A 12,158-nucleotide genomic window follows, 5' to 3' on the forward strand; every position below is an offset into this window, starting at 1 on the left:
CTAAAATCAATCAGAGAGGTGTGATTATGTGTATAGTTAAATTGAAAATATCTTCCTATGAAATCAATGATGCCGTTATGGAGACCCATAAAAGCGATACAGTGAGTATCCCTTGTGATTCTGACACGGATTTTTGTATGCAGTTAGACGGTTGGGATGAACACACGAGTATTCCAGCAACGATTGATGAAAAACCCGTGCTGTTATATCGCCACCGTTATGACAAAGAAAATCATCATTGGGTTATGAAGGTTGCTTAGTCGCTTATTGGGCAACAAAGCCATTAATCCAAAGATGATTGGCTTATTAATGATGAGTCAATATGTGGGAAAGCAAACTAATAGGCAAAAAAAGAGGCCTGGTAGATTCCGATTACCGGGCCTTGGGAAATGGCTCTGGCAGAGCCGTGCGCTAAAATTGCCATTGAGACGTAACAAAGTACACCTTAATACTAGCTTTCAATGTACGTTCTTACCACATTAATTATCAATTATTTTACATATTATTAACACAATTTATTGTTTAATATTCTAATATTGAACAATTTGTTTAATAGGTTATGCCTATGTAAGTAATTAATAAAACCTTTCAATCAATTATTACATTGATATATAAGATAAATTTCAATAATCAACTGTTTTAGCTTCCCACTCTTTTCAATGATAAAAACAACTTAAGCACACTTACTTACTACCACACAATTTCGCAGCGGCTTCCTTTAACGGTAAAACACGTTCTTCAACACTTTTTGCAGTCTCAATCGGCTTGAGTAATACATCGATTGGTTGGCCTTTAATTTCTTTATTATCCATTTGTGTTGCAGCGATATCATTTAATGGATATTGCATTAATGTGGCTGGATTGATCACCACCAGCGCACCATTAGTGCGGCATTCCAACATCACCTCTTCACGTGTAAATGGCCAATCATCACCAAATTGTTTTTTACTCACTGATGTTAAGGGAGCAGCAACAGCAGTACTAATTGTTCCACCAACTAATAAGAAGCAAATAATGAGTTTAGATTTCATTGAAATGACCTTGTTAAACGAGTGCGATAATAATTCGCTATTATCAAATAAATAAAATGGTTTTGCTACACGGGTTGATACGTGGCAAAAATGGCTACCGCTAAAATCGCCATTGTCCCTAACAACAATTCGACCCAGCTATTGATGATCAAGTAACTAACTTGCCCTTTTTGCTTGATCCTTGGCACGATGTAATAACGGTTAATAGATGCAAGCATTATCATTCCCATGACCAATATAATCTTAAACCAGAGTAGTGATTGATATTCAGAACCTGAATATTCCATTGGCCATTGCGGCAAAATACTTATCGCACTTATGATGCCAGTGATGACCACTAAAACAACTGCAACGTGTCCATAACGGGAGAATCGCTTCATTGTCTTAATAATTTGCGCATCCATTCCAGCCACAAGTTCACGTTTATTACGCAAAAATTGAATACAGATTAAAAATGGCCATAAGCCACCAAACCAATAGGCTGAGCTAATAAGATGAATAAATTGATTAAAGCGATGAAGCCCGCCAACGATACCATCTTGCATCGCGGCATGCCCAACAAAGGCATGTAAGCCAAGAATAAGAATAGAAAGAAGTAAAACAAGGTGTAATCGTAACTTAATAGACTTAATAAATAAAACTACCAACAAAATTACAGATAATAATAATTCCCAGCGCCAAATTTGACCGAATGATGTCCCCAGCACGCCCTGCCAGATATCCCAATCTGTTGCATCCTCCCAGCCATCCCCCATTGAACCCGCTTGTGCTAACATCCAGCCCCAAACGGTCACAACAGTAACGACTGCGCAAAAGTTGATCCCTTTATTCAAATAACGGCTAATAAGATAACTAAATTGCCCACAACTCAGCAACGCTGCAAATATTGACATTCCACACATCAATATTGCAGCAATAAAATGAATAAAACGGATTAAAGTATAAAACGCGTCCAGTGACATATTATTTCACTGTAAAGCTATAAGTCCCTTTGGTTTTGTGGCCATCAACTGAAACAACACTCCAGTTAACATCGTATTTCCCTGAAGTCAGTTTGCCTTCAACTGGCACGATCACTTTGGTGTCATTACTTGGGTCTAATGTCGCTTTTCCTGTTTTAACGATATTTTTTTCAGGTCCGATGATAGACACTTTCGTAAAGTTAACTTCAATACCTTCAGAGAAATTTAACGTGATTGATTCAGGTGTTTGCTCAACTGCAGCGCCTTCTGCTGGAAGTTGGTCTTTTAAATGTGCGTGGGCAAAAGCTTGTTGGAAAGACATCCCTAAAAATAAGACAGCGATTGCACTTAATTTGCGCCATGAAGATTTAATATGGGTAATTGGCATAGTAACCTCTTAATTTGCAGGTAAATTTAGAATATTTGCCAATCATTATACGGAAAAAAACAGTTTGTGCCGCTTAAAAACGGGATTTAAGCGCTCATCCTGTGAGTATTCACACAAAATGAAAAGAAAAAGGCTTATGAACATTGAAATTAATCACTTTTATCCATAAGCCTACTAAGGTCTTTATACTTCAGATAGATTAAGTTTTAGTCATAATCTATTCGTAACACAAAATTAGATGTGTGTAGCTGCTGACATATTTTTCAAATCTTTATCCAATAAGAATAGTGCTTTACCAGACTCACCCACCATATCCAGTTTATCCAGCACCGATTTAAATAGTTTCTCTTCTTCATGCTGTTCTGCGACATACCATTGCAGGAAGTTAAATGTTGAATAATCTTGTGTCGTCATTGCTAGGTGCGCTAACTTATTAATTTCACGGGTAATTAACTGTTCGTGTTCATAAGTTTGATTGAACACATCAGCAATAGATTTAAAATCAACCGGTGGTGCCGCAATTTGGCCTAATAATGGCAGTGCACCTGTATCGCTAAGGTAATCAAACAAACGCTGCATATGTTCCATTTCTTCTTGAGAATGTGCTTTTAAAAAAGCAGCGGCGCCTTCGTAGCCTTTATCGCTACACCAAGCGCTCATTTGCAAATAAAGATTTGCAGAGTAAAACTCAAGGTTTAATTGTTCGTTTAATTTTTTGACCATATCAGTAGTTAACATATTTTTACCTTAATGTTTAAATATTCTTGAGGCTATTATGCACAGTATTACAATAATTAAAACCCTAAAACATTCTGAAAACAAAAAAATCCAATTTACTGATTATTAATAACTTTTGCTAAAAACAATAATAATCAATCTCATTATCTTTCTCTGTTTTTAAAGTCATTAATTAAATATAAAACTATATTAGTTTGATTATATTTTCACGTTCTTTTCGCTAAGAATTGAGACTTCTTCTCATTTAATCGCTACAATATTCCTAAATCCCATTAAGTGATAGAGAATTAAAATGAGCCATAATCTTGCTTTATTGCCCAAAGATGAAATGGATAAGGTCAACGTTGACTTATTGGCATCAGGCGTTGCATTCAAAGAACGCTATAATATTGCCATTCTTGCCGACGCTGTTGAGCGGGAACAACCCGAGCATTTAAGGGAATATTTTAGAGAAAGGCTGGTCTATTACCGCCAATTATCACAAAATTTCTCGCGGTTACCGTACGAACCCAGAAATCGTTAAGAAAAAAGAGGGTTATCTCCCTCTTTTTCATTATAAGATATTCAATTGCAAATATTTGCAATTGAATAAAATTAGTTGGAATTGTTATAAGTCACTGTATTGTTTTGGCAATCCACTAAAACAGAATAATGAAGGTCAGATTTTGCCCCTCTTACCACTAAGGGAACTGTGTAGCCTTTATCTGTTTTAGTCACTTCATTATCATTAACCCAAGCAACGGCTTTTTTACCTAGTGCGGCTTTTTCTTCCGTCCAACGTGGTAAACGATTATGCATAAAATCACTTTTAACCTGAGCCGCAATTTGTGATTCTGTTAGTGCGCCACAGCTCACAAATGGTGCAGCCTTACCTTCTTCCTTGTTAACACTTAACGCAAATGAACTAAAAACAAGAGCGCACGTCCCTAAAGCAATCACTATTTTTTTATTCGCTTCCATACTCTCCTCCGACACCTAATTGTTAGGTGAATATTTTTGATTAGTTTAGCTGCTCATTTAAGCCTATAAGAAGGTGTTAAATTTGCGCGTTATCTGTGAATTATTTTGTAACGACATTGATAAACAGAATGACTTAACTAATATTAATCTATCAGATTCATGTATGGATGTTAATAGTATGTTTACTTATTATTAATTTTCATCATCAAAACGTACATGCACTTGCTCTTTACCTTGATGTTTCTCACGAATTTCTTGTGCAACAAGTGCGATTGCTTCTCCGCTACTCATACCGTCAGCCATTAATTGGTGAATTTTTTCAACCGCTTCTTGCTGTTCTTCATGATTAAGTGCAGGGATCCCTGATAACATGGTTTAAACCTCATTCATAAAAGACTAAAATTAATCTTTAAGATTTTAACATCTCTTCGATTATTAAGATAAGAATATCTGTTAGTCTGGCTAGAGTCACTTACGAAGAAATAAACTTATCACCATGATTATTAATAAAATTCAGTTACCATATAGCCCAACAGCGGCAATCGATTATTTTACGCCCCTCGCTCACCAACCTTGGGCGATGCTATTGCACTCGGGCAATGCGAAACACTCACACAATCGTTTTGATATTATTGTCGCGGATCCAATAGCAACACTCACGACCTATCAAACACAAACAACAATTACCGAACAGAATCAAGAACCTATTATTTCAGGAGCATCGCCATTCGCTCTACTTCAAACGCAACTTGATAAGCACCATGCAAACCAAATATTGGATAATACACTGCCATTTAATGGCGGGGCATTGGGTATCTGGAGCTACGATCTTGGCCGCCGTATTGAAAAAATCCCAGAAATCGCGAAAACTGAATTAACATTTCCCGATATGGCTGTCGGCATCTATTTATGGGCGCTGGTTGTTGATCACCAAGATAAAACCGTCACATTAATTAGTCATCAAGATGCTGAAGCACGCCTAACTTGGTTGCAAAGCCAAAAAGCACCCCGCAAAAATAAATTTAAGCTAAATACCCCCTGGCAATCCAATATGACCGAGGATCAGTATCAACAAAACATTGCTCGCATTCATGAATATTTGCGCAGTGGTGATTGTTATCAAATTAATTTAGCACAGCGATTTAAAGCAAAATATAAAGGAGATGAATGGAATGCTTTCCTAGCATTGCTTGAAACGAATGGCGCCCCATTCTCTTCTTTTATGCGCTTACCTGAAAATGCCGTCATTAGTATTTCCCCTGAGCGCTTTATTTTATTGCAAGATGGCGATATCCAAACTCGCCCTATTAAAGGCACACTTCCGCGTTTAGACGATGAACAAGACGACTTGGCTCAAGCGCAAAAGCTGGCTAACTCACCTAAAGATCGCGCTGAGAACTTAATGATTGTCGATTTATTACGCAATGATATCGGACGAGTAGCGAAACCAGGTACCGTTAAAGTGCCTGAATTGTTTATGGTTGAACCCTTCCCTGCCGTTCATCATCTCGTGAGCACGATTACGGCAAGATTGGATAGTCCATATCAAGCCACCGACTTACTACAAGCTTGTTTCCCTGGCGGTTCCATTACAGGTGCACCAAAAATTCGAGCAATGGAAATTATTGAAGAATTAGAGCCTCATCGGCGACATGGATATTGTGGCGCAATAGGCTATATTAGTTTCTGTGGCAATATGGACACCAATATTACTATCCGAACCTTACTAACCTATAAAAAGCAGATTTACTGCTGGGCAGGCGGTGGTATTGTGGCAGATAGCCAAGCAGATAAAGAATATCAAGAAACTTTTGATAAACTGAGCCTTATTCTACCCCTATTAGGAGCGTTAAATTCGGATGACCGAGCTGAATAACTTTATCAACCGTTTTCAGTTTACTTTACCAACAACCCGTCAGGCACAGCGCCAGACGGGTAAGTCGGCTGCGGTTTTATTACCGATTATTAATAAACCTAATCCAACCCTGCTACTGACCCAACGCTCACCATTTTTACGTTCCCATGCAGGCCAAGTCGCCTTTCCTGGTGGCGCAAAAGATCCCGAAGATGGCTCATTAATTCATACTGCGCTGCGCGAAACTTTTGAAGAAGTCGCCATCCCACCAGAAAAAGTGAAGGTACTGGGGCAATTAGCACCGTTGCAAAGTTATGGTGGTTATGAGGTCACCCCCATTGTTGGCTTGCTACCTGCCAATATTCAATATCAAGCAAACCCTAGTGAAGTCGCCTCTATTTTTGAAGTTCCACTTTTTGATGCGCTGTCATTGCGACAACACAAATATGTGGATATCAAACGCTCAGGCCGTGAAAATCGGATTTTTTTCTATTGGTATAAAGGCCATCTCGTTTGGGGTTTAACAGCATCCATTCTTCATCAATTAGCATTGCAACTAGACTAACCCTTGCAATATAAATCACCGCATAAAATTAATTTTTCAAACAAAAATTTTACGTTAACTTTTATCTGCTTCCCTATCATTCCTAATTTTTTTAATGTGGCTGTATAAATTTAAAGCAAAACACAAGCAGATTGTGCTATTTACAATCAATTATTCCTAAGCAACTACCTTATTTCAAAAAATACTTTAAACTTACTGGTTAACACTACTAAATAACAGTAAAGTAGCGCCTTTTAAAATAAAGCACTCTATTTTCAACTTTTTTTAAGGAGTCCTGCGTGATAAGCGTTTTCGACATGTTTAAAGTGGGCATTGGCCCGTCAAGCTCTCATACCGTTGGTCCAATGAAAGCTGGTAAAGAATTTGTCGATGATTTAGTGAGCAAAAATCTATTACCTAGCGTCACTCGTATCTCTGTTGACGTCTATGGGTCATTATCGCTTACTGGTAAAGGGCACCATACTGATATCGCCATTATTATGGGGCTGGCAGGTAACTTACCTGCCACCGTTGACATTGAATCTATCCCAACTTTTATCAAAACGGTAGAAGACACCGAAAAACTGCCTTTAGCAAATGGGGCTCAATCTGTTGATTTCCCACGTGAAGGTGGCATGAATTTCCGTCAAGATAACCTAGAGTTACACGAAAATGGCATGACTATTCATGCTTTTGCAGGAAATGACGAAATTTATACTAAAACCTATTATTCAATTGGTGGCGGCTTTATCGTTGATGAAGAACACTTCGGTGAATCAACGGTTGATAGCAAACCAGTATCCTACCCATTTAATTCAGCAAATGAATTGCTGCTAAATTGCAAAAAATCAGGTTTATCAATTTCCAGCCTGATGATGAAAAATGAACTCGATCTTCACTCAAAAGAAGAGATTGACGACTATTTCGCAAATGTATGGCACACCATGCAAGCATGTATTGAACGTGGGTTAAATACAGAAGGCGTGTTACCTGGCCCATTACGTGTACCGCGTCGTGCACCTGCATTAAACCGTGTGGTCACATCATCAAGCAAATTATCGAATGACCCAATGAATGTCATTGACCTCATTAATATGTATGCCCTCGCGGTAAATGAGGAAAATGCGGCGGGTGGACGCGTCGTTACTGCCCCAACTAATGGAGCATGTGGGATTGTTCCTGCTGTTTTGGCTTACTACAACCACTGTATTGAGCCAGTTACACCTGAACTTTATCTACGTTATTTCTTAGCGTCTGGCGCTATTGGTATTCTCTATAAAATGAATGCGTCTATTTCAGGTGCAGAAGTGGGTTGCCAAGGTGAAGTCGGTGTTGCTTGTTCGATGGCCGCAGCTGGCCTAGCGGAATTACTCGGCGGTAGTCCTGAACAAGTATGTATCGCCGCTGAAATTGGCATGGAACACAACTTAGGTCTTACTTGTGATCCTGTTGCGGGTCAAGTTCAAGTCCCTTGCATCGAACGCAATGCAATAGCCTCCGTTAAAGCAGTCAATGCAGCAAGAATGGCTATCCGTAGAACTAGTGAGCCTCGAGTCTCATTGGATAAAGTGATTGAAACCATGTATGAAACAGGCAAAGACATGAACGCAAAATATCGTGAGACCTCTCGCGGTGGTTTAGCTATCAAAGTGCAATGTGACTGATTAAGCCTGTTTATTCCTACAAAACGCCCTTTTCTCACCCTGAAGGGCGTTTTTTCTTCCTCTCCCATACGCTATTGTTCACTTTTATTCACTAAGCCCCCACACTATCAACAAATTTTTTTAATCAATTCCCCATGGTAACCCAACGATTACCACCTTATTTCATTCAATTTCGACAATATGTTCAATCTCAAATCAAGACTATTTTATTCTAAAAACCAATTTTGTTAGTTCTCTCTGATTAATATTTATCATACAAAATAGTCTATTTTTCACTCAAAATATCAATATCAAACACTTTTACATTCGATTTTTGTTACCGATAACAATAATTTACTCTAAGAAATAATTATTTAACAGAATCAATAACTATAACAAATCAAATAAAAAGATAATAATCGTAAATTATTAAGTGATTTTAGGTATATTCTTATTTTTCTGACGCGAAACAAGTTTTTAGGTTAAAACAAAATGATATGCTACAAATGTACTTCATACTAATAATTCAAATAGCTGACTCGTGACCGCCATAAGTAAATTGTCATTATTCAGCTAATATTATGATACAGGGGAAATTGATAAAAAGGAGTCTAACTTTAGTGTCCAATTTATCTACAGATAATATTTCGTTTTATCTATCAATGAGGGAAAAATAGTGAGTATAGCTATTATGATTGGTACCCACGGAGTCGCCGCTGAGCAGCTTCTCCGAACCACCGAAATGTTAATTGGCGAGCAAGACAATGTCTCGTTTATTGACTTTATCCCTGGGGAAAACGCAGACACCCTGTTTGAAAAGTACACTCAAAAGTTAACGGATTTAGATACCTCAAAAGGGGTGCTATTCCTTGTCGATACTTGGGGAGGTAGCCCATTCAACGCTGCTAGCCGTATTGTGAATGAACATGATAATTACGACATTATCACAGGTGTGAATGTTCCAATGCTGGTTGAAACCTTCATGTGCCGTGATGATAACCCATCTTTGGATGAGCTTATCACTGTTGCATTAGAAACGGGTCGTGGCGGCGTTCGTCCATTCAAATTTAAAGAAGTTGAAGCACAACCTGCACCTGCTGCATCAAGTACTCCACCGCCTGCTCCTGCCAGAAAAGCGGGACCTGGCGAACATATGGTGATTGCCCTTGCTCGCGTCGATGACCGGTTAATTCATGGCCAAGTTGCAACGCGCTGGACAAAAGAGACCCAGGTCAAACGTATTATCGTCGTCAGTGATGAAGTCGCCAAAGACCAAGTCCGTTCAACACTGTTAAAACAAGTTGCGCCTCCAGGTGTCACTGCTCACGTTGTTGACGTTGCAAAATGTGTCCGCGTCTATAACAACCCGAAATATGCGGGTGAGCGTGTAATGTTATTATTTACTAACCCGACTGACGTAAAACGTATTGTTGAGGAAGGCGTAGACGTTAAATCCGTCAATATTGGTGGTATGGCCTATCATGAAGGTAAAACCATGGTAACCAATGCCGTTTCTATCAACCAAACTGACATTGATGCCTTTAATTATTTGAATGACAAAAATATTGAGTTAGAAGTTCGTAAAGTTTCATCTGACAGTAAAGTCTTCATGATGGACTTAATCAATAAGCTCAAAAAATAATGTGTTATCAAACTTTTAATTTTGCTTTTTAAACCATTACTCAAACAGATTTTAAAACTTGTTGGTTACAGGAGATTAAACAATGGAACTTACCGTTGTTCAAATAGTACTGGTTTTCATCGTAGCATGTATCGCTGGTATGGGGTCAATTCTCGATGAATTCCAGTTTCACCGCCCTCTCGTTGCCTGTACGCTTATCGGTATCGTTCTGGGAGACATGAAAACGGGTATCATCATCGGTGGTACGCTAGAGATGATCGCATTAGGTTGGATGAATATCGGTGCGGCTGTTGCCCCTGATGCGGCTTTAGCCTCCATCATCTCAACTATCTTAGTTATCGCAGGTGGTCAAAGCATTGGTGCAGGTATTGCCTTAGCAATTCCACTTGCCGCTGCGGGACAGGTATTAACTATCATCGTTCGTACTATCACCGTTGCTTTCCAGCACGCGGCTGACCGCGCTGCAACCAGTGGCAACCTAACATCGCTAAGCATTATCCATGTCAGCGCATTAGTGCTGCAAGCGATGCGTGTTGCAATCCCTGCGCTTATTGTTGCCGTTTCCGTTGGTACGTCTGAGGTTCAACACTTATTAAGCTCCATTCCTGAAGTTGTGACCAGCGGTTTGAACATTGCAGGTGGTATGATCGTCGTGGTCGGTTATGCAATGGTTATCAATATGATGCGTGCTGGCTACTTAATGCCATTCTTCTATTTAGGCTTTGTCACTGCCGCATTTACAAACTTCAACCTTGTTGCCCTTGGGGTCATCGGTGTGGTTATGGCTGTTCTGTATATCCAGCTCAGTCCAAAATACAACAAATCGCAAGTTGTTGTCACACAAGGCAATAGCAACAATAACCTTGATAACGAATTAGACTAGGAGGAGCACAAACATGGTTGATACAACTCAGTCTACAGAGAAAAAACTGACACAGAGCGATATTCGCGGCGTGTTCCTGCGTTCCAACTTATTCCAAGGTTCTTGGAACTTTGAACGGATGCAAGCCCTTGGTTTTTGTTTCTCAATGGTGCCCGTTATCCGTCGTCTTTATCCAGAAAATAATGACGATAGAAAACAAGCGATTAAACGTCACCTTGAGTTCTTTAATACCCACCCATATGTTGCTGCTCCTGTTCTTGGTGTGACCATGGCGATGGAAGAGCAACGTGCTAATGGTGCTGATATTGATGATGGTGCAATAAACGGTATCAAAGTTGGTTTGATGGGGCCTTTAGCGGGTGTTGGTGACCCTATATTCTGGGGAACTGTTCGCCCTGTATTCGCAGCATTAGGTGCGGGTATCGCGATGACAGGTAGCTTACTTGGCCCTGTCCTATTCTTCGTTTTGTTTAACCTAGTTCGTTTATTAACTCGTTACTATGGTGTTGCATACGGATATAAGAAAGGGATTGATATCGTTCAAGATATGGGTGGTGGCTTCCTGCAAAAACTGACTGAGGGAGCATCGATACTCGGTTTATTCGTTATGGGGGCCCTTGTGAACAAATGGACCCATGTGAATATCCCGCTCGAGGTTTCGCGCATTAAAAACCAAACCACGGGTGTTGAAGATATTACAACCGTCCAGATGATCCTTGACCAATTAATGCCAGGCTTAGTCCCTCTTCTGCTTACATTTGGGTGTATGTGGCTATTACGCCGTAAAGTCAATGCGCTGTGGATTATTATTGGCTTCTTCGGTTTGGGTATTTTAGGTGCTTGGCTGAAATTCTTGGCTCCATAATTTTCTCATAATATTTTACTCGGGAGGTTGCGGCCTCCCTTTTTTAATTTTAAGCTTTGCCATATGTTTACTTAGTCAAGGGCGCACCAATGACTTTAAATGATGTTATTCTCGCCATTATCATTTTGATCATGCTTATATATGCTATTTATGATGAATTTATTCAGCATTTGCTAAAAGGGAAAACGCTATTAAAAATTAACTTAAAACGAAAACATCGCGTTGATGCCATTATTTTTATTGTCTTAATCTGTATTGTCATTTATACAAATATTGTTCGACATGGTAATTTATTAACCACTTATTTATTAATGATTACTATATTTATGTCTGTTTACTTGGCGTTTATTAGAACACCTAAGCTATTCTTTAAACAAACTGGTTTTTATTTTGCCAATACTTTTATTTCCTACGATAGAATAAAAGCAATGAACTTATCTGAAGATGGTATTCTTATAATAGGTTTAGAGCAAAAGAAAATTCACATTCAAGTTTCGCATCTTGATGATTTGCAACGAATTTATGAATTCCTTATAAATCATAAGTAATCGTTATATATATTCATAAGAATACTAAGGTTAATTAAAAATATAATTAACCTTTTTTTTCTTATTAACCTAATTGATAATAATTCTCACTACCGTTTA

General features: G+C 38.8%; 15 protein-coding genes. 9 read left to right on the top strand and 6 right to left on the bottom strand.

Annotation, left to right across the window (positions count from 1 at the left end; translation table 11 throughout):
• The first annotated feature begins 26 nt into the window (after positions 1 to 26).
• Positions 27 to 260, top strand: coding sequence for a DUF1480 family protein (locus KDJ85_RS05025; protein ID WP_206086170.1), 234 nt, complete (start codon positions 27 to 29; stop codon positions 258 to 260).
• 423 nt (positions 261 to 683) lie between these two features.
• Here KDJ85_RS05025 and KDJ85_RS05030 read toward each other — a convergent pair whose 3' ends face one another.
• The 4 genes from KDJ85_RS05030 to ftnA form a co-directional block, all read right to left on the bottom strand.
• The gene (locus tag KDJ85_RS05030; RefSeq protein ID WP_225818726.1) at positions 684 to 1,031 is read right to left on the bottom strand and encodes a DUF2511 domain-containing protein; all 348 of its coding nucleotides are present in this window, start codon (positions 1,029 to 1,031) and stop codon (positions 684 to 686) included.
• 65 nt (positions 1,032 to 1,096) lie between these two features.
• A complete protein-coding gene (gene copD, locus KDJ85_RS05035; protein WP_225818727.1) occupies positions 1,097 to 1,993 on the bottom strand; it encodes a copper homeostasis membrane protein CopD in 897 nt (298 codons plus the stop codon).
• A 1-nt stretch (position 1,994) separates the two neighbouring features.
• The gene (copC, locus tag KDJ85_RS05040) at positions 1,995 to 2,381 is read right to left on the bottom strand and encodes a copper homeostasis periplasmic binding protein CopC (RefSeq protein WP_225818728.1); all 387 of its coding nucleotides are present in this window, start codon (positions 2,379 to 2,381) and stop codon (positions 1,995 to 1,997) included.
• 234 nt (positions 2,382 to 2,615) lie between these two features.
• Complete coding sequence (gene ftnA, locus KDJ85_RS05045) at positions 2,616 to 3,119, bottom strand: non-heme ferritin (RefSeq protein ID WP_225818729.1); 504 nt, start codon at positions 3,117 to 3,119, stop codon at positions 2,616 to 2,618.
• Positions 3,120 to 3,411: 292 nt separating this feature from the next.
• On the opposite strand from ftnA, the gene KDJ85_RS05050 reads away from it, so the two are divergent.
• On the top strand, positions 3,412 to 3,642 hold the full coding sequence (locus KDJ85_RS05050) for a DNA polymerase III subunit theta (RefSeq protein ID WP_206086175.1): 231 nt from the start codon (positions 3,412 to 3,414) through the stop codon (positions 3,640 to 3,642).
• Between the two features lie 71 nt (positions 3,643 to 3,713).
• On the opposite strand, the gene yebF is transcribed toward KDJ85_RS05050, so the two are convergent.
• Together yebF and KDJ85_RS05060 are read right to left on the bottom strand one after the other, a co-directional pair.
• Complete coding sequence (gene yebF, locus KDJ85_RS05055) at positions 3,714 to 4,079, bottom strand: protein YebF (protein WP_225818730.1); 366 nt, start codon at positions 4,077 to 4,079, stop codon at positions 3,714 to 3,716.
• Between the two features lie 192 nt (positions 4,080 to 4,271).
• Positions 4,272 to 4,451, bottom strand: coding sequence for a YoaH family protein (locus KDJ85_RS05060; RefSeq protein ID WP_206086177.1), 180 nt, complete (start codon positions 4,449 to 4,451; stop codon positions 4,272 to 4,274).
• A 124-nt stretch (positions 4,452 to 4,575) separates the two neighbouring features.
• On the opposite strand from KDJ85_RS05060, the gene pabB reads away from it, so the two are divergent.
• The 7 genes from pabB (at position 4,576) to KDJ85_RS05095 (ending at position 12,059) form a co-directional block, all read left to right on the top strand.
• Positions 4,576 to 5,955 (top strand): aminodeoxychorismate synthase component 1, encoded by a 1,380-nt coding sequence (gene pabB / locus KDJ85_RS05065; RefSeq protein ID WP_225818731.1) that lies wholly within the window; start codon positions 4,576 to 4,578, stop codon positions 5,953 to 5,955.
• Complete coding sequence (locus KDJ85_RS05070; RefSeq protein WP_225818732.1) at positions 5,939 to 6,499, top strand: CoA pyrophosphatase; 561 nt, start codon at positions 5,939 to 5,941, stop codon at positions 6,497 to 6,499. Before pabB ends, KDJ85_RS05070 begins: the two co-directional genes overlap by 17 nt.
• A gap of 278 nt (positions 6,500 to 6,777) precedes the next feature.
• Positions 6,778 to 8,142 carry an L-serine ammonia-lyase gene (locus tag KDJ85_RS05075; RefSeq protein WP_225818733.1) on the top strand — a complete coding sequence of 455 codons (1,365 nt, stop codon included), beginning with the start codon at positions 6,778 to 6,780 and terminating at the stop codon, positions 8,140 to 8,142.
• A gap of 655 nt (positions 8,143 to 8,797) precedes the next feature.
• Entirely contained in the window at positions 8,798 to 9,763 is a 966-nt protein-coding gene (manX, locus tag KDJ85_RS05080) for a PTS mannose transporter subunit IIAB (RefSeq protein ID WP_225818734.1), read from the top strand.
• A gap of 82 nt (positions 9,764 to 9,845) precedes the next feature.
• A complete protein-coding gene (locus KDJ85_RS05085) occupies positions 9,846 to 10,646 on the top strand; it encodes a PTS mannose/fructose/sorbose transporter subunit IIC (protein ID WP_225818735.1) in 801 nt (266 codons plus the stop codon).
• A 13-nt stretch (positions 10,647 to 10,659) separates the two neighbouring features.
• Positions 10,660 to 11,511, top strand: coding sequence for a PTS mannose transporter subunit IID (locus KDJ85_RS05090; protein WP_206086182.1), 852 nt, complete (start codon positions 10,660 to 10,662; stop codon positions 11,509 to 11,511).
• A gap of 89 nt (positions 11,512 to 11,600) precedes the next feature.
• A complete protein-coding gene (locus KDJ85_RS05095; protein ID WP_225818736.1) occupies positions 11,601 to 12,059 on the top strand; it encodes a DUF986 family protein in 459 nt (152 codons plus the stop codon).
• Positions 12,060 to 12,158: the final 99 nt, after the last annotated feature.

Origin of the sequence: Providencia vermicola (assembly GCF_020381325.1) — a bacterium.
In the GTDB taxonomy this organism is placed as follows: Bacteria; Pseudomonadota; Gammaproteobacteria; order Enterobacterales; family Enterobacteriaceae; genus Providencia; species Providencia vermicola.